This window comes from Pseudomonas sp. ASL9 (assembly GCF_056680335.1).
The window spans coordinates 4,565,984-4,592,598 of the sequence record NZ_CM155277.1 but is presented as its reverse complement, the minus strand read 5'-3'; the positions used below and the strand labels follow the sequence as shown (position 1 = coordinate 4,592,598).

Sequence of the window (26,615 nt, the reverse complement as noted above, 5' to 3'; positions counted from 1 at the left end):
CTCCTTAAAGGGTGCCAATGGCGCCGGGCTGAAAAGCCGCTTCAGCCGGGGCGATGCCGTTGATCAACGGGGCGCCGAAGTCGGCGTGGCTGATGTCGAACGTATCCCCTGGCTGAGCGCGCACGCCGTCAGCAAAAGACAGCGTCGCAGTGCCGAAGAAATGGATGTGTACATCACCCGGACGCAGGAATTGGCGGTACTTGAAGTGGTGGTATTCGAGGTTCTCGAAGCTGTGGCACATGTTGGCCTCGCCACTGAGAAACTCTTTCTCCCAGAGCACCGCGCCGTCACGGAGGATTCGGCTGGTGCCCGACAGGTGTTGTGGCAGTTCACCCACCCGCAATTCCGGGCCAAATGAACAAGCACGTAATTTGGAGTGAGCGAGGTACAGATAGTTCTTGCGCTCCATCACATGGTCGGAGAACTCATTGCCGATGGCGAAACCCAGACGGTAAGGCTTATGGTCAGGGCCAATCACGTACAAACCGCTCAACTCCGGCTCTTCGCCAGCATCTTCAGCGAACGGCGGCAGCGGGAACGCACGCCCTGGGCGAACGACAATGCTGCCGTCGCCTTTGTAGAACCACTCTGGCTGCACACCGACCTGGCCGGCGGCCGGTTTACCGCCCTCCAAGCCCCATTGAAAGATGCGCATGCTGTCGGTCAGCGTTGCGTCATCAACCGTGTGCTGGTGCATTTTGTCCCGCGTCGCAGCACTGCCAAAATGCGTCAGGCCGGTACCGCTGACCAGCATGTGCGCCGGATCGGGATGGTCCAGCGGCGGCAAAATGCGCAGGTCTTGCAGCAGTTGCGGGTAATCGTGATTGGCACCCAGCCCGTGGTTCTCGACCTGCTGTACCAGACTGACGCCCGCCTCGATGGCGGCCAGCGCCAATTCGCGAACGCTGGCCGCGCCCACCACTTCGCGCACCTGCTCGCCGTCCACCACGCCAACCCGACGCTGGCCATTGCTCAATTCGAACTGTACTAATCGCATGTGCATGCTCCCTTCTTTGCAGGATTCAAGGACGGCTGGCAGGCTGAGCCCTTTGGCTTCGGGCGCTGGCAGCAAATTCGGTCGGAGGCAGAGCGTGTTTACGCTCCAGCAGGCGGTAGACGATGCCGGTCAGGAATACGCCGCAGACCATGACGCCAGACAGGAAGTACAGGCCCGACGCGAGGTTGCCGGTGTACTCCTTCAGCGCGCCGATCACGAAAGGACCGATATAACCGCCGAGGTTGCCGACCGAGTTGATCAGGGCGATACCGGCTGCCGCACTGGCCCCGGCAAAAAAACGTCCCGGCAAGGTCCAGAACACCGCAGTGCAGGAAAACAACGCGAACGCCACCAGGCACAGGGCCGCCAGTTGCAGGACCGGCATCGTCAGCCAGGCACTGAGAAACAGGCCAATGGCGCCGAGCACATACAGCACCGCCAGATGGCCGTAGCGGTCATTCAATCGGTCGGAACTGCGCGGGATGATCAGCAGACCGATGATGCCGAAAATATAAGGTACCGCCGAAACGAAACCGGTGGTCAGGTCGCTACCGCCGAACTGCTTGATCAAGGTCGGCAGCCACAAGCCCAGTCCATAAATGCTCAGGGTCACGGGCAGGTAGAACAGCGCCAGGAGTAATACACGCTTGTCTTTAAGCGCGTGCAATGGATTGCCATGACGGGTCTGGCCATAGTCTTCCAGGTCCTTTTTCAGCTCACCGGCCAGCCAGTTTTTCTCGGACGGGTCCATCCACTTCACCTGTTTCGGACCGTCCGGTAACCAACGTAACACCGGCCAGGTCAGCAGAATCGCCGGGGTGCCGATGACGATGAACAGCCACTGCCAGCCGTGCAGACCGAGCACGCCGTCCATGCCCAGCAAGCCACCGGAAACCGGCCCAGTGATCATCATGGCGATGGGTTGCGAAAGGATGAACAAGCCGAGGATCTTGCCGCGATGGCGAACCGGGAACCACTGGGTGATGTAGTACAGCACCCCAGGGAAGAAGCCCGCCTCCGCCGCGCCCAACAGCAAGCGCATCACGTAGAAACTGTGCGGCCCTTGAACAAACGCCATGCCGAGGGTGATCGCGCCCCAGGTGATCATGATGCGGGCGAACCAGCGGCGAGCGCCGAAGCGTTCAAGCATCAGGTTGCTGGGGATCTCCAACAGGAAGTAGCCAATAAAAAACAGCCCGGCACCCAACCCGTAAGCCGCGTCACCGATGCCCAGATCCGCGCCCATGTGCAGCTTGGCGAAACCGACCGCAGAGCGATCCACGTAAGCGATCAGGTACAGCAGGATCAGGAAGGGAATCAGTTTCAGGGTGATGCGACGTATAAGCCGGAGTTCCTGGCTCATGAAGGTGGTCTCCAATTGTTTTTGTTATGGAACCTCGGGGATCGCCTCTGCGCCTCACAACACTGGCAGGGTCATCCCTCACTGGAAATCGACTATATAGTATTACTATTTAAGCCACAACCCTTCCAAATACGGGTTTTTAGGCTTACTTTAACCAAAATAAACGCCATTAAGTCTTACAATAAGAGTGACGATCATGTCTGATTCCGAGAAAAAATCACCCCTGCGTTCTGCCCAATGGTTTGGTACTGCCGACAAGAACGGCTTCATGTACCGCAGCTGGATGAAGAACCAGGGCATCGCCGATCATCAGTTCCATGGCAAGCCCATCATTGGCATCTGTAATACCTGGTCGGAACTGACGCCGTGCAACGCGCATTTCCGGCAGATCGCCGAGCACGTCAAACGTGGGGTGATCGAAGCGGGCGGCTTCCCGGTGGAGTTCCCGGTGTTCTCCAATGGCGAATCCAACCTGCGCCCTACCGCGATGTTCACCCGCAACCTGACGAGCATGGATGTCGAAGAAGCGATTCGAGGCAACCCTATCGATGGCGTGGTGCTGCTGACCGGCTGCGATAAAACCACCCCGGCATTGCTGATGGGCGCCGCCAGTTGCGACGTGCCTGCCATCGTCGTCACCGGCGGGCCGATGCTCAACGGCAAACACAAAGGCAAGGACATCGGTTCCGGTACGGTGGTGTGGCAACTCAGCGAACAGGTAAAAGCCGGGCAAATCAGCCTCGACGACTTCCTCGCGGCCGAAGGCGGCATGTCCCGTTCCGCAGGCACCTGCAACACCATGGGCACCGCCTCGACCATGGCCTGCATGGCCGAAGCCCTCGGCACTTCCCTGCCCCATAACGCGGCGATTCCCGCAGTCGATGCCCGACGCTACGTACTGGCCCATATGTCCGGCATGCGTGCGGTGGAAATGGTCCGTGAAGACCTGCGTCTGTCAAAAATCCTCACCAAAGAAGCCTTCGAAAACGCCATTCGCGTCAACGCTGCCATTGGTGGCTCGACCAATGCGGTCATTCACTTGAAGGCGATTGCCGGGCGTATCGGCGTCGAGCTGGACCTGGACGACTGGACCCGCATGGGTCGCGGCATACCGACCATCGTCGACCTACAACCCTCGGGGCGCTTCCTGATGGAAGAGTTTTATTACGCAGGGGGGCTGCCTGCGGTGCTGCGTCGCCTGGGTGAGGCCAATTTACTGCCCAACCCGGACGCCCTGACCGTCAACGGCAAGAGCCTGTGGGAAAACACCAAAGCTTCGCCGATCTATGGCGAGGACGAAGTGATCCGCACGATCGACAACCCGATTCGCGCCGACGGCGGCATCTGTGTGTTGCGCGGCAACCTTGCACCGCTGGGTGCAGTGCTCAAGCCTTCGGCCGCCAGCGCCGAACTGATGCAACACAGGGGGCGCGCCGTGGTGTTCGAGAACTTCGACCATTACAAGGCACGGATCAACGACCCGGAACTGGACATAGACGCCAGCTGCGTCATGGTGATGAAGAACTGCGGACCGAAGGGTTATCCGGGCATGGCCGAAGTCGGCAACATGGGATTGCCAGCTAAGCTGTTGGCCCAGGGCGTGACCGACATGGTGCGCATCTCCGACGCGCGCATGAGCGGCACCGCCTACGGCACCGTGGTGTTGCATGTGGCACCGGAAGCCGCAGCGGGCGGGCCCTTGGCGGTGGTGCACGAAGGTGACTGGATCGAACTCGACTGCGCCAACGGCCGTCTGCACCTAGACATCTCCGATGCCGAACTGGCCGGGCGTCTGGCCGACTGGCAGGCTCCGGAAAAATTGCTGCTGGGCGGTTATCGCCAGCTGTACATCGACCATGTGATGCAAGCCGATCAAGGCTGCGATTTCGACTTCCTGGTCGGCTGTCGTGGTGCCGAGGTGCCGCGTCATTCGCATTGAATTGCAGGGATAAATAGCTGAGCGACACGACCATCGTCGCCCAGCCTCACTCTCAGCACGATGCTATTATGCGCGGCACTTATTGCTCAGGATTGACACGCGCCCTCATGGATTACCGTAAGCCCTCCGACCGCAAAAGCATGCATGCCCGCATCGTTCAGGACATCGGCATGCAGATCGTGTCTGGCCGCTTCAAACCTGACGATAAACTGCCTGCCGAAGCGACCTTGTGTGAAGAGTACGCGGTCAGCCGACCGGTGCTGCGTGAAGCCACGCGGGTGTTGGTCGCCAAGGGCCTGGTGTATTCCCGACCACGGGTCGGCACGGTAGTCAAACCGCGTCGCGAATGGCATTTGCTTGACCCCGACGTGTTGCATTGGGTCATGCAAAGCACACCGCAAAATGAATTTTTCAACCTGCTGACCAGCGTGCGCAGCATCATCGAACCTGCGGCGGCCGCCCTCGCCGCCCAGCACGCGACCGATCAGGACATCGCTTCAATCGGCGAGGCCTACCAGCGCATGGAAGCCGCGCCAACGCCTGACGCACTGTTGCAGCCAGACCTGGATTTCCACAGCAGGATCGCCGACGCCACCCACAACGACCTGCTCGCACACCTGTGCAACATGCTGTCGCTGGCGTTGCGCGAAGCGTTGAAACACTCCAACCAACGGCCGAACCTGCATGAGCTGGCGATGCCGCGCCACAAAGCCATCCTCACCGCCATCGAAAACCGCGACGCCCTCGGCGCACGGCATGCAACGCTGGTGCAACTGGATGACGCGAGGAGCGCCTTGAGTGTGGTGTTGGGGCAGGATTTGTCGTTGTAAGCGGATAAACCTCATCGTCCCATTCGCGGCGAGGCCTCCCATCAAACTGTTTTTTAACTCTTTAAAAACAATGAGTTGTCGCTGGGTCTTGGGTGTATATCCGGCATTGGCGCGTGCTGAAATTACGGTTTCGCTCTTACAGCGAGGAACCTTTTTCAAACGTCGGGACGCCGAACCGCAAAAAGGTCCCGCCAAAAGGCTTGCCCCTCCATACGGATCCTCGCTTAGGCTCGGATTTCCCTCGCTCCGGCCTCCTGGAAAAGGGGCCTGGCCGTAATTCGATACTCAATTCACACAACATCTAACGGCGGATCAAAATCTCTGTAGTAGGCCCCGTCTGCGACGCCGCGCTGTCGCGCAGAAAAGGGGGTAACCATGGATGTAGGAGCTGCGTCTGGCTGAAAATATTACGACATTTATGCTTTATTTTTCAATAACTTATAGGTTATTTGATAGGAGCGAATTTATTCGCGAAGGCGGCTCAGCTGACACACCACTAAACGATCACACCACACAAATAAAAACCAGTTTGCTGCGCGACAGCGCGGCTGTCGGAGACACGGCGAGGCGAGGCCTCCCACAGGTTTCGCGGTGTACATAAAACGGTGGCAGGCTTGCCTGCGAAGCGTGTAAAAGCAAAAAACCGCAGCGCTCACCGAGCTGCGGTTTTTTTATTGCGGACGACTTCAGTGTGAGAACAACGAGTTCCCGACCTTGCCCGCCATTTTTTCCGGTTTGATCAGGAACCGCGCCAATGCTGGTAATAGCCACAGGGCGCCGAACATGTTCCAGAGGAGCATGAAGGTCAGCATCAGGCCCATGTCGGCCTGAAACTTGATCGCCGAGAAGATCCAGGTGCAGACCCCGATGGACAGGCACAAACCGGTAAACAGCACCGCTTTACCGGTGGACTTCAAGGTCTCGTAATACGCTTCCTGCAGGGGCAGACCGGCACGCAGGAAACTCTCCAGACGGCTGTAAACGTAGATGCCGTAGTCGACACCGATCCCCACGCCCAGCGCCACTACCGGCAAGGTCGCGACTTTCACGCCGATGCCCATGAAGGCCATCAAGGCGTTACCCAGTACCGAGGTCAGCACCAGCGGCAGAACGATGCACAAGGTCGCCGCCCACGAACGGAAGGTGATCATGCACATGGTCGCCACGCAGAGGTAGACCAGGATCAGGATTGTCAGCTCCGATTCCTTGATCACTTCGTTGGTGGCCGCCTCGATCCCGGCGTTGCCTGCCGCTAGGAGGAATTGCAGACCGTCCTTGTCGTTGTCCCTGGCGAAGTCCTTCACTGCATGCACTGCGCGGTCGAGGGTTTCGGCCTTGTGGTCGTTGAGGAACACCAACAGCGGTGCCAGTGAACAATCGTTGTTGTACAGACCATCAGCGCGGGAGATAGAGCTGTTCAGCACGTCCTTGTTACGTGACAGGGACTCCCATTTCAGGTTGCCCTCGTTCATGCCCTTGATCATCTGCTTGGACACCGTCACCAGGGAAATTGCCGACTGCACGCCCGGGGTGTTCTCCATCTTCCAGGTCAGCTCATTGATGGCAGACATCGTCGGGTAAGCCGAGCACCCTTCTGGCGGGGTCTTGACCATCACCACCAACACGTCGGAACTGGTGGAGTAATTTTTGATAATGAAGCTGTTGTCTTTGTTGTAGCGCGAATCTGGACGCAGTTCCGGCGCACCCTGATCAAGGTCACCGATTTTCAGGTTCTGGCTGTACCAGAGCCCACCGCCAAAGGCCAACAGCGCCAGGACGATAGACACCGGAGCCACTTTCGCGCTGGCGAAGTTCGACAGCAGGCGCCAGAACGGATGCTCACGTACGGCATCCTTTTTACTGCGTTCAACCGCTCTATTGCTGATGCCGACATAAGAAATCGCCACCGGCAACAGGATCAGGTTGGTGAATACGATGACCGCCACACCAATCGACGCGCCGATGGCCAGCTCGCGGATCACGCCAATGTTGATGATCAACAAAGTGATGAAGCCCACTGCGTCGGCAAGAATCGCGATCATCCCCGGCAGAAACAGTTGGCGAAAGGTCCGTCGAGCCGCCGTCAAGGCGTTGTCGGCGTCGCTGGACTGCAAGGCGATGCCGTTGATTTTTTGTACGCCGTGGGAAATACCGATGGCGAAGATCAGGAACGGCACCAGCATCGAATACGGGTCCAGACCGAAGCCCACCACGTGCATCAACCCCAATTGCCAGACCACTGCAATCAGCGTGGTACTGAGCACGGCGATGGTGCTGCGGATACACCGCGTGAACCAGACGAGCAACACTAGGGTAATCAGAAAAGCCACACCAAAAAACAGGACCACCATGATCAGGCCATCGATCAGGTCGCCGACTTTTTTGGCGAAACCGACGATGTGCACCTTCACATTGGGATTCTGCGCCTGGAACTTGTCGCGAATTTTCTCTTCAAGCTGATGGGAAAACTGCCGGTAATCGAGCGCCAGCAGCTTGCCCTGATCATTCGGGTCCGGATAAGACTCCAGCAGCGGAATATCAACGATGCTTGATTTGAAATCGTTGGCCACCAGCCGACCGACCTGACCCGACTTGAGCACGTTGTTGCGCAGTTGATCGAGGCTGTCTTCTGAACCGTTGTAGCTTTGCGGGATGACTTCACCACCGGCAAACCCTTCTTCGGTCACTTCGGTCCAGCGCACACTGGGACTCCACAGCGACTTCAACCCGGAGCGATCAACGCCGGAGATATAAAACACTTCGTCGTTGATCTGACGCAGGGTCTCCATGTACTCCTTGGTGAAGATATCGCCATCCACGGCTTCCACGGAGATCCGTACGGTGTTACCGAGGTTGGCCAAATCGTTGCGGTGTTCGAGCATCTTTTGAATGAAAGGATGCTCGAGCGGAATCATTTTTTCGAAACTGGTCGACGGTCGGATCAGCGTCGCCTGATAGAACAGAAAAACACTGACCAGCAAGCAAATGAAGATCACTGCCGGGCGATTGTTGAAGATCAACCGTTCAAGGAGCGTCGCCTTGTCTTGATGATGATGAAGAAGAGGTTGATGTTGGGTCATGCGAAAGCTTCCTCGCCTTAATAGGTCTTATTGTTGGCCCAGCTCAGCGCCGGTTGGCGAGGTAACGTGAACGCCGCCTTGTCCTACCAGAATCAGATCGCCCTTGTCGTCGGCGGTCACCCCCGCCAGAGAGATGCGATCAGGACGGTTGGAGACCTTGAACGAAACGCCGTCGTCCGTGCTGCGCATCACACTGCCGCCATTGCCCACCAGTACCAGCGAACCATCTGGCAACAAGGCCGCGCTCGACAGGCCGAACTCCAGTGGGCCACGCGCGCCCTTAAGCACTATGGCGTCCCAGGTGTTGCCAAAATCAGTTGAGCGAAACAGATTACCGCGCAGACCGTAGGCCAGCAGCGTGCCCACGTTGGCCGTGCCGATCACGCCGAACAGGGAACCTTGATAAGGGCTTTTCACGCGTTCCCACGTTTGTCCCTCATCGGCAGAACGGAACATGTTGCCCATTTCACCCACGAGGAACAGACCCGAATCCTTGATCTGAGCGATGCCGTTGTAGTGGGACTGGTCTTCGTTGTCGATGCGGTCGCTGACATCGGCCCACTGCGCGCCACCGTCAGTGGTCGTCAGCAACGCGCCATAGGCACCTACAGCAAAACCTGTGGTGGTGTCCTTGAACCAGACGTCCAGCAGAGGTGCTTCGCGCTTGAGGTCTTCGAACTGCTTGGTCCAGGTCACGCCGCCATCGACGCTGGCAAGGATCTGTGCATCGTGCCCGACGGCCCAACCATGCTTGTCATCGACAAAATACACCGCCGTCAGCAACTGCCGGCTCGGTACTTTGGCCTGGGTCCAGGTCTTACCCTGATCATCGGAATACAGAATGTGGCCCCGGTCGCCCACGACAATCAGTCGCGCACCGGCATGGGCCACGCCGAGCAACAGACCACGAGAGGATTTGGACGATTCGATGGAAAACGTGGAGTCTTCAGCGTTACTTTGCGCAGCCTGCAAGGGTGCGGCCAACGCAAATACCGAGAGCACACTGAAGATAGAGAGTGCTGTCGCCAGGGACTTGCCTTTACGTAACGCCAGTGGGCGGCTGTTAGCCATATCCACACCGGACTGGGTGCGCCGATTTACAGGCTCACTCATAGACCTCTCCCCCGTTATTGTTATTAGGTCGACCGCAAGATGTGCCAGAGGGCCGCAACCGCTCTAGAAAACCCTTTGGAAGCGGGGCTATCCTATCCAGCTTTAGAAACCCATGACAATCGACAAGACGTTAACTTTTGTTAAGCAGAACAGGCGTGATTGATGGGGTATTCGGTTGCTTGATGGGCACGCATAAAAAAGGCGCTACCCCAATGTTCGCGGGTAACGCCTGAAAATTTTCAGCGAGGGCGGCCTGACACACCGCATCAGGCCATTCGCGAATAAATTCGCTCCTACAGAATCAACGCAATCTACTGTAGGAGCGAATTCATTCGCGAAAGCTGCGTGTCGGACTGCGAATGAATCAAGCCAGACTTTTGCTCACTACCTCGTACACATCACTCGACAGATCGCCTGAGGCGCGGATGCGCTCCAGCTCACCTTTCATCAGCGCCTGACGGGCGCTGTCGTATTTGCGCCAGCGTGTCAGCGGTGCCAATTGGCGCGAGGCGATCTGTGGGTTGAAGGCGTTCAGTTGAATCACCAGGTCCGCCAGGAAGCGATAGCCCGAGCCATCCGCCGCATGGAAGTTGATCAGGTTCTGACCCGCGAATGCACCGACCAATGCACGAACCTTGTTCGGGTTTTTCATCGTGAAGGCTGGGTGCGCCATCAACGCTTGAACCCGTTGCAGGCCACCCGGCAAGGTGCTTGCAGCCTGGACGCTGAACCATTGGTCCATGACCAGTGGGTTGTCCTTGAAGTTTTCGGCGAACGTGGCCAGGGTCTTGGCTTTCTCTTCGGCGAATGGCGAGTTCACCAACACCGCGAGCGCGGTCAAGCGTTCGGTCATGTTGTCGCACGTATCGAACTGCTCAAGACACGCCGCAAGCACCTGCGGTTTGCCACTGAGCATCAGGTACGACAGGGCAATATTTTGCAGGCCGCGACGGGCGAAATGCTCGGCCTCGGCGATGTAGGCGGTGTTTTTCGACAGCTCGCGGTTGGCCTGATAACGCTGCCATAGGCCCTCGAACAGGCTGTCGGCCAATTGCTTGCGGGCAAACTCGCGCGCGGCATGGATCGCGTCCACGTCGGCAACTTCGCTGATTTCTGTCAGGTAGGCTTCGCCCGGCAACGACAGCATCTCGGCGACCATGGCCTGATCGAGTTGATCGTCAGCCAGTACGCTGCTCAACGCCGTCACCAGACGCTGATCGAGCACCAGTGGCTCACCCTTCTGGTGTTGACCGATCAATTCCTGCAACACCTGCACCGACAGTTGCTGGCCTGCTTCCCAGCGATTGAAGCCGTCGCTGTCATGTTGCATCAGGAACATCAGTTGGTCGCGGCTGTACGGAAAGCTCAGTTTGACCGGTGCCGAGAAACCACGCAGCAACGACGGCAGCGGCTTTTCAGCGATGTCGACGAAGGTGAAGGTCTGCTCGGCTTCGTTCACCGAAATCACCCGCGTGGTGCCCGTAGCCGCTGCTTCACCGGACAGACGCAAGGCGATTTCGCCGCCCTGCGCATCCAGCAAGCCGAGTTCCACCGGGATCACGAAGGGTTGCTTTTCCTGCTTGTCCGGGGTCGCCGGGTAGCTTTGGCGGAAGGTCAGGCTGTAGGTTTTCGCCGCGCTGTCATACGCCTCGCTGACCGCCAACCGTGGTGTACCTGCCTGGCTGTACCAGCGTTTGAACTGGGTCAGTTCGGCACCATTGGCGTCTTCCATGGCCTTGATGAAGTCGTCACAGGTCACGGCCTGACCGTCATGGCGGTCGAAGTACAGGTCGCTGCCTTTACGGAAGCCCTCGGCCCCCAGCAAGGTGCGCAGCATACGCACCACTTCCGAGCCTTTCTCGTACACGGTCAGTGTGTAGAAGTTGGAAATCTCGATGAAGCTGTCCGGGCGCACGGCGTGGGCCATGGGGCCGGCGTCTTCGGCGAACTGGTGGGTCCGCAGGTAAGCGACGTCTTCGATGCGTTTGACCGTACTCGAGTTCATATCAGCCGAGAACTCAGCGTCACGGAAGACCGTGAAGCCTTCCTTGAGCGACAACTGGAACCAGTCGCGGCAGGTCACGCGGTTGCCCGACCAGTTGTGGAAGTATTCGTGGGCGACCACCGCCTCGACCCGCTGGTGCGCGGCATCGGTGGCGGTTTCGGCGCGGGCCAGCACACAGCTGGAGTTGAAGATGTTGAGGCCCTTGTTCTCCATGGCGCCCATGTTGAAGTCATTGACCGCAACGATCATGAAGATATCCAGGTCGTATTCGCGACCGTAGGTCTCTTCGTCCCAGCGCATGGACTTCTTCAGGCTGTTCATGGCGTGCTGGCACTTGTCGACGTTTTCTGGCTCGACGTAGATGCGCAGTGTCACGTCGCGCTGGTTCATGGTGGTGAACACGTCTTCGATGCACCACAAATCACCGGCCACCAGCGCGAACAGGTACGCCGGTTTCATGAACGGATCTTCCCAGGTCGCCCAATGCCGACCGTCCTCTCCCGGACCGCTGGCAATCGGGTTCCCGTTGGACAGCAGCACCGGATAGCTGTGCTGCTCGGCGCTGACGGTGGTGGTGAACTTGCTCATCACATCCGGACGGTCGAGGTAATAGGTGATCTTGCGAAAACCTTCGGCCTCGCACTGGGTGCAGAACATGCCGCTGGATTTGTACAGGCCTTCCAGCGCGGTATTGGTTTCCGGGTGGATTCGTACCGAGGTGTCGAGGGTGAATTGCGCAGCCTTGGGTTGCACGGTCAGGTGGTCGGGGGTCTGTTGGTAGTCGCCAGCACCCAATTCAGTGTCGTCGAGCTTGAGCGACAGCAGTTCGAGCAACTGCCCATCCAGTACCAGCGGCGGCAGACCGGCGCCACGTGCCGGGTTGCGACGCATCACCAGTTGCGCATGGACCAGGGTGTGGTCCTCGAACAGTTCGAAGGTCAGGTGCGTCTCATCAATGAGGTACTCAGGCGCCTGATAGTCTTTCAGATAGATCATTTTCGGTTGTTCTGTGCGCATGCTGGAATCCTTACTGATGCACGGCGAGCTGATAAGCCGTGTATTTGCGAATATTGATCACGCCGGTATCGAAGATCAGGTACTGCCCCTTGATTCCCATCAGCGTGCCTTCAACGATCGGGTTCTTGTCCAGATTGAAGCTGACGATTTTGGTCGGATAAGCCTCAACGGGGTAACGAATTTCAATCGGTTCGACGTCATGCAAGAGTTGGATGGCCTGCAGGCCAAACCGTTCCTGCAAGCCGAGCAAGCCTTCGCCGCAGGTGTCGAACAGTTGCTGGCGAACGGCTTTCAAGTCCACCGGCGGTGCATCGCCCTTGAGCAAGGCACGCCAGTTGGTGCGGTCGGCCACCTGACTGCGCAACAGGTCTTCGACAAAACCGGATTGCTGCCGGGTCGCGACGCGCACAATCGGCACCGCCTGACTGGCCCCCTGATCGAGCCAGCGGGTGGGCAACTGCGTGGCGCGGGTGATGCCGACCTTTACTCCGGAAGAGTTGGCCAGATAGACCACATGATCGGTCATGCAGAACTGCTCACCCCACGCCGGATCACGACAGGTACCGTGCTCGTAGTGGCATTTTTCCGGGCTCATGATGCAGAGGTCGCACTGCGCCAGTTTGGTCATGCACGGGTAGCAATACCCCTGGCTGAAGCTGGTCTTGGTCTTGCGCCCGCAATGGGTGCAATGGATGGCGCCCAGGTATTCCAGGCGCACGGTCTTGCCGATCATGGGGTTGACCGGAATGTCCGCGTCGCCCAAACGAAAACCATACTGCACCAACGACGCATCGAGGCGCGCCGACATCTTGCTGATTGCACCGCGGCCAATCTCGATCAATGGACAGCATCCGATTTGAACAGAACGTTCGGCACTGTTATCGATTTGGACTTGCATTCCTGCGTGCCCATGTAACCGGTGTGTTGGTCTTCGGGCAGGTTTTGCACTTCCCACGCGATCAACGCCTGCAAGGACAACTCACGCTGCTCCTGGGTCAGCTTGCGACCGTCGGACCACTTGCCGATTTCCACCGCCAATTTCAGGCTTTGATAAATATCTGGGGTAATGTTTTCGATCATTTCAACAAAAGAGGACATGCCACGCTCCACAGTAAGGACGTAATTTTAACGAGTCCGACGGGCCAAGGCACCGCCTAGAAGACCTGTAACACAACCGATGATCAGCCCGCCGACATGGGCGCCGTTGGCGATGGCGCCAAAGCCAAGCATGCTGATCAGACCCGACAGGCACAGCAACAGCCAGACCAACATCATGATCAGCACGCCACGGGGCAGACGATAAACAGGGTTCGGCGCCAGCAGCTGGAAGATCCAGCAATGGCCGAGCAAGCCGTAAAGTACGCCCGACAGACCACCAAACAGGGTCGGCCCGCCGACCCAATATTGGGTGTAGTTGGACACCAGACTGAACAGCACGGTCAGCCCGAGCAAGTGCCAGCTGCCCTCGCGCAACTCGATCCGCCGTCCCAGCTCCCAGTACCACATGCCGTTCATCGCCAGATGGAGTACACCGAAATGCACCAGCATCGGTGTGATCAGCCGCCACCACTGCCCTGCGGCCAAGCTGTCGGCCAGCGGTATGAAGGTGATGTAGTCACCGCGCACACGGAAGTCGACAAACGTCAGCCAGCTCAGGGTGTCAAAGTTGTCACCGAGCAGGGTCACGGCGCCCACGATCAAGCACAGCAGGAGCACCAGCGTCGTGACCGGGCTGTTGCGTAACTGCTGGACAAAACCGGGGCGGGTGTAGGTCGCGCCCTGCTCGGCAGCGGGTAATTGATAGGAAGGATCGCCTTCGGGGAAGCGTTGATACAGCAGACGAACATCATCGGCCAGCTGCGTATTCGGTACCCACAAGACTTGCTCGTCCGACTCTTCAATGACCCGATGGGGCACGCGCAAGCGCCGCAACAGGCTGACGAAACCGCTCAAATCAGTGGTCAACGGCAGACGTAATACCGCGACAGGATTCATTGCACCGCCTCTGGACGTTCAACATCGACCCAAACGAACTTGTGCGGGTCGATGCGGGTTTCCTGGTCCAACCGATAGGCGACCAGTTTGCCGTAAAGCACGGCGCTGTAATCCAGGCACGCCAGGTTCGGCCGGATGGCGGCGGGCTGGCCACTGCGCCAATAATGGCCGACGAAGAGCAAGGGCTCGTCGATGCCGTAGCGTAACAAGGCATTTTTTTCGATGGGCGACAACGGTGTCTTCGCGACCAGATCGGGCAATGCGTCGGGCTGAAACACCACGTCGCCATAGGTTTGCGGGTCGTCTTCCCAGAACTTGGTGCGGAAAAATGCACGGGTAAGGCCGTCGCCGCCGGTCAAGGTCAGGCCATGGGGCAGACGCATGTCTGTGCCGCGCAGCAGACGGTCGAAGACGTTGCTGGCGAAACTGCCCGGCACGGCGGAAGCCTGAACAAAGTGTTCGTCGATACAGCCATCGCCATACTGCGCCCGTAGCGGCTCGATCAAACCGGCGTCCCAGCAGGCGTGAACCATGCGAAACCGGCCGGCATCGATAAACAGCGGCATGTCGTAGAACCATGTGAGGAAGTCTTGCCAGTCTCCGGGGTGCTGTGCGAATTGGGTCAGGGTTTCCTCGATCAGCCGCGCGTGACGCGGTGTATGTTCGCGCACGAATTGCTTGTTGCTGCCCGGCAAGGCTGGCGTGCTCCAGCCCAGCGCGTTGAACTCATGGTTGCCCATGATGCAGTGAGCCTGGCCAGCTTCGACCATGCCATGAACGATGTGCAACGCTTCGCGAATCCGCGGGCCACGGTCGATGATGTCGCCGAGGAACAGCGCAATACGTTCAGGATGGCGCCAGACGCCCGCCTGAAAACGGTAACCGAGGGTGTCGAGCAGGTGCTCAAGGGTATGGGCACAACCATGCACGTCACCGATCAGATCATAGCTACGCGCGGGATCGAGCATCAATCGCCTCCACCACCAAGTCGGCTGCCCCAGCCAAGCTTGGTGCGACAGACTTCATAATAGTTGTGATCAAGAGGATGGATCAGCCGCAGCTTTTGCGGTTTCTTGCTGATATGGATGGTGTCACCGGGCGCGCAACTGAAATGGTTCTGCCCGTCACACGAGACTTGCGGGTAGATCTGCATGTCTTTGGACACGACGATCTTCAATTCGCTATTACCATCGACCACGATCGGTCGGCCAGACAAGGTATGCGGGTACATTGGCACGATGACGATGGCGTCGAGTTTGGGGTGCATGATCGGCCCGCCCGCCGACAACGCGTAGGCGGTCGACCCGGTCGGCGTGGCGACAATCAGGCCGTCGGCCTTCTGGCTGCACACGAACTGGCCATCGATAAACAGCTCGAACTCAATCATCCGCGTCGATTTACCCGGGTGCAGCACCACGTCGTTGAGCGCATCCCCCTGACCGATGGCTTCGCCATGGCGCCGCACTTCAGCCTGCAGCAGGAAACGGTTCTCCACCAGATAGTGGCCGTCTAGCACTTCGGCAACCTTCACCTCCAGCTCATCCGGACGAATGTCGGTGAGAAAACCAAGGCTGCCCCGGTTGATCCCCAGCACCGGCACGTTATGCCGTGCCAACGCCCGTGCAGCGCCCAGGAGGCTGCCATCACCACCGACGACGATGACCATGTCGCAGACTTCGCCGAGCATTTTACGCGTCGACGTTTGCAGACCATGACCCGGCAAAACCTCGGCGATGGTGTCTTCGAGGATCACGTGCATGTGCCTAGCGAGCAGAAACGCCTTCAGTCGTCGTACGGTATCAAGCACCTGCGAACTGCCGAGGCGACCAATGATGCCAATATTGCGAAATTGCTCCATGGGGCTCCTGCTGGACTCGATACGGCTTAAAAAGGCGATTATGAGTGAAAGGCCGGTCCAGCGGCAAACCGACGCAGATTATTTGCCTGCCTGGACGCCTTCACGAATAAATTCGCTCCCGCACCTAGGGTTACCCCCAGCACACTCATCAGTGTCTGACGCAACCCCCTCAACTCAGGCTATTCTCGCTGCATGACATTGTTCCCGAGCTTACTCGACCTGCCCCGCCAGTTGCGCCATCCCGAAGTGCGCGACTTGGCGTGGGTCATCCTCGCGCCGCCCATGCTCGCCGAAACACCCTGGCCGCAACGTCATCCCCTGACAGGCAGTGATTGGGTCCAGGCACCACAAATGCTGGCCGACTGGTTATTACGCCTGGACCAGGACAGCAGCAGCCTGAATCACTGGCTGTCACTGGGCGCGACCCGACGCCTGGGCCTGTACTACGAGCGGCTTTGGCAATTTGCCGTGCAGCAGGCACCCGGCATTGAAATGATCGCTGCCAATTTACCCATCCGCCTGGCCGGTCACACCCTGGGGGAACTGGACATGCTGCTGCGTGACCGGGACGGCGTGCACCATGTGGAGTTGGCGATCAAACTCTATCTGGGGCCACAACAAGGTGATGGCAAGGACCCCGCGCAATGGCTGGGACCGGGTTGTCATGACCGACTGGACCGCAAGCTCGCGCACCTGAGCCAGCATCAACTGCCCATCTCGGCGCGACCGGAAGCCCGCGAAGCGCTCAACGCGCTGGACGTTGGCCAGTTCAGCGCCGAGCTGTGGCTGGGGGGTTACCTGCTTTATCCATGGCCGGGGAAGGCACAATCACCGGCAGGCGCGCATCGTCTGCACCTGAACGGGCGTTGGCTGCATCAGCGCGACTGGCCCGACTTCATCGCGCAAAGCCCCGCTGGCCGTTGGCAACCCCTGCCCCGTCATGCCTGGCTGGCCCCGGCTCATTACAGCGAAGCGCAGACCTGGCAGGATGATCAGTTAGCAGATTGGTTGCTGCACCTGGACCCGTTGGCGCCGGCACAGCTGTTGGTACGCCTGACCGAAAATGACTACGGCGATTGGGAGGAGGACGAACGACTGTTCCTGGTATCGGATCAGTGGCCCAACCTCGGGGATACGACCAACGCGATCAGATCGATCGCGGTGTCGATGCCACCTGATTGAACTAAATCCGCATCGCGCCATTCGCAGGCAAGCCTGCTCCCATCAGACTGTTTTTTAATCCTTTAAAAACAATGATTTGGCGATTTTATTCGTGTGAATATCTGGCATATGTGGTTGCTGGACTTATGGTTTCGCTTTTACAGCGAGGAACCTTTTACAAACGCCGGAATGCCGGACCACTAAAAGGTACCCCAAAACGCTTGCCCCGCCATACGGATCCTCGCTTAAGCTCGGATTTCCCTCGCTCCGGCGTTGCTCCGGGGGTCGCCGCAAGGGGCCGTCCCTGGCCCCGTGCGGCTTACTCGGCATCCTTGCCTCGTACCCCCCTGCGCAACGCCTGCGCTCGGCCTCCTGGAAACGGGGCCTTACCGTAATTCGATAGTCAATTCACTCCAAATTCCAAAGGCAGATCAAAATCTTGTAGGAGCGAATTCATTCGCGAAGGCGTCTTATCTGACACACCACCACCGATCACGACACACAAATCGCAACCCAGTTTGCTGCGCGACAGCGCAGCGTCGAACACGCGGCGAGGCCTCCCACAGAGATCGCGAACACTGCAATACCTGTGAGAGCAGGCTTGCAACTACGCGTCCCGCTGCGAAGGCGATGTCGAGGTCTACAGATCAGACCTTCTTGGTATTGGGCAACAGAACCGTAAAAATCCCCAGCAGTGGCAGGAGCGAGCAGAGGCTGTACACGTAGATGATCCCGTGGATGTCCGCCAGGTAACCGAGCAACGCGGCGCCGATCCCGCCAAAACCGAACATCAGACCGAAGAACACCCCGGCGATCATGCCGACATTACCCGGCACCAGCTCTTGGGCAAACACCACGATGGCCGAAAACGCCGACGCCAGAATAAAGCCGATGATCACGCTCAGCACGGTGGTCCAGAACAGGTCCGCGTAGGGCAGCATCAAGGTGAACGGCGCCACCCCCAGAATCGAGAACCAGATCACCGCTTTACGTCCAACTTTGTCGCCGATAGGGCCGCCAAAGAACGTCCCCGCCGCCACCGCACCGAGAAACAGGAACAAGTGCAGTTGCGAACTGGCCACTGACAGGTCGAATTTCTGGATCAGGTAAAACGTGAAATAGCTGGTGAAGCTGGACATGTAGAAGTATTTGGAAAACACCAGAAAGCCAAGGACCATCAACGCGCCGATCACCCGGTTTTTCGACAGACCATGGCTGGCTTGTTGCCCGGCCTTGAGCTTGAACAGGTTCAGGTGCGCGCGGTACCAGCGGCTGATGGCGTACAGCAAGCCGATGGCAAACAACGCAAACAGTCCGAACCAGGCGACATTGCCCTGGCCAAACGGAATGATGATGGCCGCCGCCAGCAACGGGCCGAATGCCGAGCCAGCGTTGCCGCCCACCTGGAAGGTGGATTGTGCCAGGCCAAAGCGGCCGCCCGAGGCCAGACGGGCGATGCGCGAGGCTTCCGGGTGGAACGTTGAAGAACCGATGCCGATCAATGCCGACGCCAGCAGAATGAGCGGAAAGCTGCCGACCGTCGAGAGCATCACAATCCCAACCAGCGTACAGATCGCCCCTGCCGGCAATAACAGCGGGTTTGGATGACGATCCGTGTAATAACCGACCCACGGTTGCAGCAGCGATGCCGTGATCTGAAAGGTCAGGGTAATCAATCCGACCTGAGTGAAGGTCAGTCCGTAGTTGGCCTTGAGCATCGGATAGATCGACGGCAACACCGACTGGATAAGGTCGTTGATCAGATGCGCCAGCGCCACGGCACCAATGATGCGCATGACCAGCGGACTGCTTTGGCTTGCAGCCAAGGGAGAGACCGGGCTCGACTGAGTGTTGCTGATAGCCATGAAGATCATCCGTAACAATGGGTAGGCGCTTTGCAACGGTGATTGCAAAGGATGCCGCCAACAGTGGCGGCGCCAATGTGCCACTTTTTAACGCACGAATGCCATTTTTTGTTGCGGACTGTCCTTGGCAGGCAAAATTTATTCTCTCTGATGCCCGTGCATTCAAAAGCATCAGTAGGGGTATTCGTTAAGCGACAGACCCAAGCGGCGACACGTCGGATTCACCAGCCCCTTCAGCCCCATGCAAGCAAACCTTCGACGTCTCCGGCAACGCCAATCCGCCCGCCAACGCCAGCACTGCGACAGCCATCAGGTAAAACGCCGGGGACAAATTGCTGCCAGTCGTGGTGATCAGCCACGTGGCGACCAGCGGCGCAGTACCGCCAAAAATCGTGTAGGCCATGTTGTAGGTGATCGCCGAGGCGGTGTAACGCGTGCGTGTCGGGAAGGTTTCGGAGAGCAAGGCCGCCGTGACCACACCACACAGCACTGCGCCGATTGCCAACAGCATCACGCCGATGATCGACGCGATGAACGAGCCGGAACTGGCCATCAGGAACGCGGGATACACCACCACAAGCAACAACACCCCAGCGCTTGCCATTGTTGCCCGACGCCCGACCCTGTCGGAAAACATCCCGGCCAGTGGACAGATCGCTGCGGCAAAAATCAGCGCAATCACCGACACCAGCAATGCCGTGGCCCGGCTCAGGCCGCCTGCAACTTGCAGGTACGTGGCGAAGTAGGTGGTGAACATATAAAACGACAGCGCCGTCAGCGACACGAACGCGCCCAGACAGCAGATCGCAGCCCCGTGGTTACGCAGGGTTTCGCGCAATGGGGAATGGGCCACCGCAGCCTCATTGGCGACGGCCTGAAACGCTGGGGTTTCATCCAGTTTCCAGCGCAGATACAGCCCGACCAACCCCAGCGGGGCTGCCAGCAGAAACGGCAAGCGCCAGCCCCAACTGCTCATGGCTTCCAGCGACAGCGATGACTCCAGCGCATAGGCCACCACCGCCGCGCAGGCGAAGGCGGAGAACGTCGACACCGGCACAAAGCTGCCATACCAGGCGCGCTGGGTGCGCGGTGCATGCTCCATCAGATAAGCGCAGGCGCCCGCGTATTCGCCCCCGGCGGAAAACCCTTGGGCACAGCGGATCAACGTCAACAACACAGGCGCCAGCACGCCAATTGCCGCGTAACTTGGCAGCACGCCGATCAACGTCGTCGCACCCGCCATCAGCAGGATGGTCAAGGCCAGGGTTTTCTTGCGCCCTACTCGGTCGCCGAGCATGCCGAAAAAAATGCCGCCCAAAGGCCGAAAAGCGAACGCCACGGCAAATACGGCAAACGTCTTCAATAGCGCGGCACTGGGGTCACCGCTGGGGAAAAACTGCTGAGCAATGGTCGTCGCCAAAAAGCCATACACCGCAAAGTCGAACCACTCGACAAAGTTACCAATGGCCGCTGCACAGATCACACGTCTCAACGTGGCAGGGTCTACACCCTTCATTGCTTGGGTTGTCATGCGGACCTCGGCGTACTCGTCAGGAAGGTATCGATTATCGGGACAGCGCCGAGATGCACTGACTCCAGAAGTGTCATCCGCGTACCCAGGACCGACCCGTTACCGAATGAGGACCGCAGGATTCATGCCATGAGAATCAGAGCGAGGTCTTCGCCGCCATTCCGCGCCGCCCCTGCAAGCCGCCTGTGTGCACAAAAATCAGGCGCGTACCTCGGGGAAATAACCCCGCCACCACGTGATCGTGCAAAGCCAGTAGCGCTTTGCCGGTGTACAGCGGCTCCAGTGGCAGGCCGCTGTCGGCTTCGCTGGCGGCGATGAAGTCCAACAAGCGCGGATCGGTCTTGGCAAAGCCGCCGCGGCTGGCGTCCAGAAGCTGATAGGCACAATGGCTCACGGTAGCGTGCGTGAGGATAGCGGTGACGTGCTCGGCGACACCGTGGTTGTCCGGCACCGCCAGCGCACCATAGACCGGGTGGGCGCCTGCTTCCGCCAGGACCAGCCCGGCCAGGGTGGCCCCGGTGCCTGCCGCCAACCACCAGGCGTGGTAATCGTCCCAGCCCAATTGACTCAATTGGCTGCGCGCTTGAACCACCAACTCGGCGCACCCCAAGGCACCGGGCAACCCACCGCCGCCTTCCGGTACCGGGTGCAGGTGCGGGTAACGGGCTTGCCACGGCAACCAGAAACCCGCTTGATGCCGCGCGCGATAACCGGCGTAACCCAACCAGTGCAGCTGCATGCCAAATGCTTGCAAATCGAGACTGGTTGGGGTGTCTTGCGCGTGGCCACGCAACAGGCCGACGGTGGGAAAACCGAAGCGTTTGCCCGCTGCGGCCAAGGCATGCAGATGATTGGAATGTGCACCGCCCAGGCTGATCACGCCTTCAGCACCGGCCTGAGCGGCTGCCGCCAGATGATGAGTCAGCTTGAACCATTTGTTGCCGGAGATCAGCGGATCAATCAGGTCCAGACGCAGGATGGCCACCTCGACATCGGCCTGTTTTAGCCAAGGCAGATGCAAGGGTTCGAGGGGGGCGTCCGGTGGGGTGGGGATTGGGGGAAACATGGCCGCAGAATCGGTGTTTCAGGTAGACCGCGTCAAGCTATTCGCAGCGGGACGCGTAGTTGCAAGCCTGCTCCCACAGATTGAGGGCAGTCACAGGATTTGAGTCGGGGCCAAATCCTGTGGGAGCAGGCTTGCCTGCGAAAAGAATCTTACAACTCAGCCGCCAACCGCGAACCCTGATTGATCGCGCGCTTCGCGTCCAGTTCGGCAGCGATGTCCGCGCCGCCGATCAGGTGCACGTTCTGTCCGGCCTCGACCAAGCCGTCATACAGCTCACGCAACGGGTCCTGGCCGGCGCAGATGACAATGTTATCCACAGGCAATAGCTGCGGTTCACCTTCGTCAATACGGATATGCAAGCCAGCATCGTCGATTTTCAGGTATTCGACGCCGTTGAGCATTTGCACCTGCTTGTTCTTCAAGCCCGTGCGATGAATCCAGCCGGTGGTTTTACCCAGGCCATCGCCGACCTTGGTTTTCTTGCGCTGCAAGAGGAACACCTGACGCGCCGGCGCATGCGGCTCGGCCTTGATCCCTGCAACCCCACCACGTGCTTCCAAGGCTGTATCGATGCCCCACTCTTTCCAGAACGCGACCCGGTCCAGACTCGTCGACACGCCCTTGTGCACCAAATATTCCGATACGTCGAAACCGATACCGCCCGCGCCGATCACTGCAACGCTTTTCCCTACCGGCTTACGCCCCAGAATCACGTCGAGGTAATTCAGCACTTTTTCATGCTCGACGCCGGGAATAGCTGGCGTACGCGGGGCAATGCCCGTCGCCAGAATAATCTCGTCGTAACCGGCACCGAGCAGATCGCTGACCGCCACCCGGGTGTTCAAGCAGACCTCGACACCCGTGGTTTGCAGCTTGCGAGAAAAATAGCGCAGGGTTTCGGAGAACTCTTCCTTGCCCGGCACGCGTTTGGCAACGTTGAACTGGCCACCGATCTCGCTGGCCGAATCAAACAACGTCACCTGATGCCCACGCTCAGCCGCCACAGTCGCAGCAGCCAGACCGGCAGGACCGGCACCGATCACCGCGATTTTTTTGATCTGCTGCACGGGCAGGTAGTTGAGTTCGGTCTCGTGGCAAGCACGCGGGTTGACCAGACAGCTGGTCAATTTGCCGCCGAAGGTATGGTCCAGACAGGCCTGATTGCAGCCGATGCAGGTGTTGATTTCGTCACTGCGACCGGCGGCAGCCTTGTTAACGAAGTCCGCATCCGCTAGAAACGGTCGCGCCATGGACACCATGTCGGCATCGCCCTCGCTGAGGATCTGCTCGGCGATTTCCGGGGTGTTGATACGGTTGGTGGTGATCAGTGGAATGCTCACCGAACCGCGCAATTTAGCGGTGACCTTGCTGAAAGCCCCGCGTGGGACCTTGGTCGCGATGGTCGGAATTCGTGCCTCGTGCCAGCCGATACCGGTGTTGATCAGGGTCGCACCCGCCGCCTCGATGGCTTTTGCCAGTTGCACGATTTCTTCCCAGACACTGCCACCTTCCACCAGATCAAGCATCGACAGGCGATAAATGATGATGAAATTCGGGCCTACCGCCTCGCGCACACGACGGACAATCTCCACGGGCAAGCGCATGCGATTTTCATAACTGCCACCCCAGCGATCGGTGCGATGGTTGGTGTGAGCGGCCAGGAACTGGTTAATGAAATAGCCTTCCGAACCCATGATTTCGACGCCGTCGTACTCGGCGATTTGTGCCAGGGTCGAACAGGTGACGAAATCCTGAATCTGCTTTTCGATGCCTTCTTCGTCCAGCTCTTTGGGCTTGAACGGGTTGATCGGCGCCTGAATCGCGCTCGGGGCCACTTGCCTCGGGCTGTAGGCATAGCGCCCGGCGTGGAGGATCTGCATGCAGATTTTGCCGCCGGCTTCATGCACTGCCTTGGTCACGATGCGATGCTTGTCCGCTTCTTCAACCGTGGTCAGCTTGGCCGCGCCGGAATACACCCCGCCCTCGTCGTTCGGGCCGATACCGCCGGTCACCATCAGGCCAACACCACCGCGGGCCCGCTCAGCGAAATAAGCCGCCATGCGCTCGAATCCACCGGGCTTCTCTTCAAGGCCTGTGTGCATGGAGCCCATCAGGGTGCGGTTGCGCAGCGTGGTGAATCCCAGGTCCAGCGGGGCCAACAGGTGTGGGTAGAGAGCGGCGGCCATAGAGACTCCATCGAACGTCATCACGGGATGCGGGGGCCTCAATGGGCACCCGTCAATTATTCAGGCAGGAGGCAAACGCCACTGACCTGTTCATGGCGCAAACATTAAAGAGCCGCCCGCTCACACTCAATGACTGAAAGTGACAAGTTATTGATCCAAATGTACAGCGAGGGTTGGCAAGCGCGGCTCATCGCCCTACCCTAGTCAGCGAATCCTGCTCACGGCTGCTCTCTGTGTCTTCCATGCGCAAAATTTTCAGTTTCTCCGTGGCGCTGCTGCTGATCGCCATGATCGCCAGTTACGCCATTTGGACCGGGCAACGCCCTGTAGGCCATTATCTTTCGGATCTGCGCATTCAATTGGCGGTGAATGAAGGCCAGCCCGGCGAGCGCGGCAACCTTCTGGGTATTCAGCCCGAGTTGTACCCCACCGATTATCAAAGCCGCGAGCATTTGCACCGCAAGCTGGCGGCCTATCTGCAACAAGCCCGTGACAAGGGTCTGCTCAACAGCAAAACCATCGTGGTGTTGCCTGAACACATCGGCACCTGGCTGTTTGCCAGCGGTGAAAAAGATGAGCTGTATCAAGCCACGACGATCAACGAGGCCATGAACTGGCTGTCGGTTAGTAACCCGCTGCAATTTCTCAACGCATTGATACGGGCCAAGGGCAGCAACCGGCTCGATGACGCTCACCTGCGCATGAAAGCGCAGGCCATGGCCGAGGATTACCAGGCCCTGTTCGGCGGCCTGGCCAAAGAGTTTGCCGTGACACTGGTGGCGGGTTCCATCGTACTGCCCGAACCGAGCATCAATAACGGCCAACTGCACATCGGCCCAGGCCCTCTGTACAACAGCAGCCTGGTGTTCGGGAGCGACGGCCAGCCCATTGGCCAGCCGCAACGCCAACTGTACCCGACGTTCGCTGAACGTAATTACATCCAGCCAGCGGTGCATGCAGCGCTGAATGTCATCGACACCCCGGCCGGGCGATTGGGCGTGCTGATCGGCAGTGACAGTTGGTATCCGCGCAATTACGCACAGCTCAATAATAACGGCGCCGAATTGATTGCCGTGCCAGCGTTTGTGGTGGGCAATGGCCTCTGGTTCAAGCCTTGGCGAGGTTATAAAAGTGCATCGACGCCTGAAGGCGTCAGCCTCAAGCCGGAAGAAATCAGCGAGGGCGAAGCCTGGCGTCGCCTGACCCTGACCGGCCATCCGCCGGTCAGTACCGCGCGTGCGGGGATCAGTGTGTTCATGCGTGGCCAGTTTTGGGATCAGGGGAGCTCTGGCCACAGCTTTGCCAACCGCCAAAACCTGACGGGCACCGATCAGATCAGCGCCGATCGACCTGGGCATGGTGCCCGCCTGATCAACCTCTGGCTGTGAATCGATGACTCCGACACGGGTGCGTCTGGGTGATTTGTCAGTAGGCTTCGTCCATAGCCTGGCGGACGCTGTGCGCAGTTTCGGCCAGGACCCTGAACCCTTGCTGGAACAATACGGGCTGGACCCGGCACGCCTGGCTGAGCCCGGTGCGCGTTTGTCGATCCCGCGTTACATGCGCCTCGGGCATGCCGCTATCCAGTTGACTGGCGAGCCGGGGCTGGGCTTGCGCATGGGCCAGTTGAGTCGTATCAGCCAGGCAGGACTGGCGGGGGTCACTGCCGCACAGGCGCCCACAGTGCGCGAGGCGGCACGTTGTCTGATTCGTTTTGAAGCGCTGTATGGCTCCAACTATCGAGGGCAATCGAGCTTTCATGAGGACGCTCAGGGCGCCTGGCTGCGCTTCTATTCCATCAGCCCCTACAACGCCTACAACCGCTTTGTGGTGGATTCGATTCTCGCCAGCTGGATTCAACAGCTCTCGAGTCTGGCCGGTTGTCGCCTGCGGGCGGAAAAGGTCGACATCGAGTTTCCTGCACCGGCCTACGCCGCGTCTTACAGCGACTTGAGCGATAGCCCGGTGAGTTTTGGTGCCGACATCAATCAACTGCGCCTGAGCCAGTTAAGCCTCGGGCTACGCAACCCAGACCACTGCCCCAGCACCTGGCAGCACTTGCTGCAATTGTGCGAAAAGGAACTGGAACAACTGACCCGTACCCGCAGCCTGCGTGAGCGCATCACTCAATTGCTCGGGCCGTTGTTGAATGGGGGGCGGGAACCGGACCTGGAAGAAGTGGCCGCGCGACTGAAGCTGCCGACCTGGACCCTGCGCCGTAAACTGGCCGATGAAGGCACGCAGTTTCGCGCCATTCTCAATGACACCCGCCGCGACCTGGCCATGACCTATATCCGCGATACGGAGCTGGCCTTCGGTGAAATCGCCTACCTGCTGGGTTTTGCCTCGGCCGAGGCTTTTCAACGCGCCTTCAAACGCTGGAACGGGCAAACCCCGGGAGAGTTCCGCCGCAGCCAACGTCAAACCGGGTGACGCTTACAGCTCGGTAGCGTCGTCGGCCGGTTCCAGTGGGTCGAGTTCGAAGGCCTGGTATTCCAGTAGTTCTTCCTGATATTCGTCCATTACGCATGCCCTCTTTGGCTGATGCTCATTTTGTTGGTGTTGTTACTGACCACGGCTTTCACCTTAAAGTGCCAACGTGACGAAAA

19 protein-coding genes are annotated in these 26,615 nt (G+C 58.9%); 5 read left to right on the top strand and 14 right to left on the bottom strand.

All coding sequences use genetic code 11. The features are described from left to right. Window positions 1-4: 4 nt before the first annotated feature. On the bottom strand, window positions 5-997 hold the full coding sequence (araD1, locus tag AC1ME2_RS21245; protein ID WP_480436534.1) for an AraD1 family protein: 993 nt from the start codon (window positions 995-997) through the stop codon (window positions 5-7). A 25-nt stretch (window positions 998-1,022) separates the two neighbouring features. Then, entirely contained in the window at window positions 1,023-2,360 is a 1,338-nt protein-coding gene (locus tag AC1ME2_RS21240) for an MFS transporter (protein ID WP_480436533.1), read from the bottom strand. A gap of 196 nt (window positions 2,361-2,556) precedes the next feature. Here AC1ME2_RS21240 and AC1ME2_RS21235 point away from each other — a divergent pair, with 196 nt between their 5' ends. Together AC1ME2_RS21235 and AC1ME2_RS21230 are read left to right on the top strand one after the other, a co-directional pair. Further along, on the top strand, window positions 2,557-4,299 hold the full coding sequence (locus AC1ME2_RS21235; protein ID WP_480436532.1) for an IlvD/Edd family dehydratase: 1,743 nt from the start codon (window positions 2,557-2,559) through the stop codon (window positions 4,297-4,299). Between the two features lie 107 nt (window positions 4,300-4,406). Continuing rightward, a complete protein-coding gene (locus AC1ME2_RS21230; RefSeq protein WP_480436531.1) occupies window positions 4,407-5,129 on the top strand; it encodes a FadR/GntR family transcriptional regulator in 723 nt (240 codons plus the stop codon). 686 nt (window positions 5,130-5,815) lie between these two features. On the opposite strand, the gene AC1ME2_RS21225 is transcribed toward AC1ME2_RS21230, so the two are convergent. From AC1ME2_RS21225 to AC1ME2_RS21190, 8 genes are all read right to left on the bottom strand, one after another. Further along, entirely contained in the window at window positions 5,816-8,209 is a 2,394-nt protein-coding gene (locus AC1ME2_RS21225; protein WP_480436530.1) for an efflux RND transporter permease subunit, read from the bottom strand. A 27-nt stretch (window positions 8,210-8,236) separates the two neighbouring features. Next, complete coding sequence (locus AC1ME2_RS21220; protein ID WP_480436528.1) at window positions 8,237-9,322, bottom strand: WD40/YVTN/BNR-like repeat-containing protein; 1,086 nt, start codon at window positions 9,320-9,322, stop codon at window positions 8,237-8,239. A gap of 364 nt (window positions 9,323-9,686) precedes the next feature. Then, window positions 9,687-12,344, bottom strand: coding sequence for an aminopeptidase N (pepN, locus tag AC1ME2_RS21215; protein ID WP_480436527.1), 2,658 nt, complete (start codon window positions 12,342-12,344; stop codon window positions 9,687-9,689). Window positions 12,345-12,354: 10 nt separating this feature from the next. Further along, window positions 12,355-13,185, bottom strand: a complete 831-nt coding sequence (locus AC1ME2_RS21210) for a DUF2797 domain-containing protein (protein WP_480436526.1) — start codon at window positions 13,183-13,185, stop codon at window positions 12,355-12,357. Continuing rightward, a complete protein-coding gene (locus AC1ME2_RS21205) occupies window positions 13,182-13,442 on the bottom strand; it encodes a YeaC family protein (protein ID WP_480436525.1) in 261 nt (86 codons plus the stop codon). The genes AC1ME2_RS21210 and AC1ME2_RS21205 overlap by 4 nt, the downstream gene beginning before the upstream one ends. A gap of 27 nt (window positions 13,443-13,469) precedes the next feature. After that, complete coding sequence (locus AC1ME2_RS21200) at window positions 13,470-14,339, bottom strand: rhomboid family intramembrane serine protease (RefSeq protein WP_480436523.1); 870 nt, start codon at window positions 14,337-14,339, stop codon at window positions 13,470-13,472. Next, window positions 14,336-15,307 (bottom strand): metallophosphoesterase, encoded by a 972-nt coding sequence (locus AC1ME2_RS21195; protein ID WP_480436521.1) that lies wholly within the window; start codon window positions 15,305-15,307, stop codon window positions 14,336-14,338. Before AC1ME2_RS21195 ends, AC1ME2_RS21200 begins: the two co-directional genes overlap by 4 nt. Further along, the gene (locus AC1ME2_RS21190; RefSeq protein ID WP_480436520.1) at window positions 15,307-16,197 is read right to left on the bottom strand and encodes an NAD(+) kinase; all 891 of its coding nucleotides are present in this window, start codon (window positions 16,195-16,197) and stop codon (window positions 15,307-15,309) included. Before AC1ME2_RS21190 ends, AC1ME2_RS21195 begins: the two co-directional genes overlap by 1 nt. Window positions 16,198-16,389: 192 nt before the next feature. On the opposite strand from AC1ME2_RS21190, the gene AC1ME2_RS21185 reads away from it, so the two are divergent. After that, window positions 16,390-17,379, top strand: coding sequence for a DUF1853 family protein (locus tag AC1ME2_RS21185; protein ID WP_480436519.1), 990 nt, complete (start codon window positions 16,390-16,392; stop codon window positions 17,377-17,379). A 626-nt stretch (window positions 17,380-18,005) separates the two neighbouring features. Here AC1ME2_RS21185 and AC1ME2_RS21180 read toward each other — a convergent pair. The 4 genes from AC1ME2_RS21180 to AC1ME2_RS21165 form a co-directional block, all read right to left on the bottom strand. After that, complete coding sequence (locus AC1ME2_RS21180) at window positions 18,006-19,223, bottom strand: MFS transporter (RefSeq protein ID WP_480436517.1); 1,218 nt, start codon at window positions 19,221-19,223, stop codon at window positions 18,006-18,008. A gap of 187 nt (window positions 19,224-19,410) precedes the next feature. After that, a complete protein-coding gene (locus tag AC1ME2_RS21175; protein WP_480436515.1) occupies window positions 19,411-20,754 on the bottom strand; it encodes an MFS transporter in 1,344 nt (447 codons plus the stop codon). Window positions 20,755-20,890: 136 nt separating this feature from the next. Further along, window positions 20,891-21,820 carry a 1-aminocyclopropane-1-carboxylate deaminase/D-cysteine desulfhydrase gene (locus AC1ME2_RS21170; protein WP_480436514.1) on the bottom strand — a complete coding sequence of 310 codons (930 nt, stop codon included), beginning with the start codon at window positions 21,818-21,820 and terminating at the stop codon, window positions 20,891-20,893. A gap of 149 nt (window positions 21,821-21,969) precedes the next feature. Continuing rightward, the gene (locus AC1ME2_RS21165) at window positions 21,970-24,006 is read right to left on the bottom strand and encodes an oxidoreductase (protein WP_480436513.1); all 2,037 of its coding nucleotides are present in this window, start codon (window positions 24,004-24,006) and stop codon (window positions 21,970-21,972) included. Between the two features lie 242 nt (window positions 24,007-24,248). Here AC1ME2_RS21165 and AC1ME2_RS21160 point away from each other — a divergent pair, with 242 nt between their 5' ends. Both AC1ME2_RS21160 and AC1ME2_RS21155 read left to right on the top strand, forming a co-directional pair. Beyond that, window positions 24,249-25,394, top strand: a complete 1,146-nt coding sequence (locus AC1ME2_RS21160; RefSeq protein WP_480436512.1) for a nitrilase-related carbon-nitrogen hydrolase — start codon at window positions 24,249-24,251, stop codon at window positions 25,392-25,394. Window positions 25,395-25,398: 4 nt separating this feature from the next. Beyond that, window positions 25,399-26,439 carry an AraC family transcriptional regulator gene (locus AC1ME2_RS21155; protein ID WP_480436510.1) on the top strand — a complete coding sequence of 347 codons (1,041 nt, stop codon included), beginning with the start codon at window positions 25,399-25,401 and terminating at the stop codon, window positions 26,437-26,439. Window positions 26,440-26,615 lie beyond the last annotated feature (176 nt).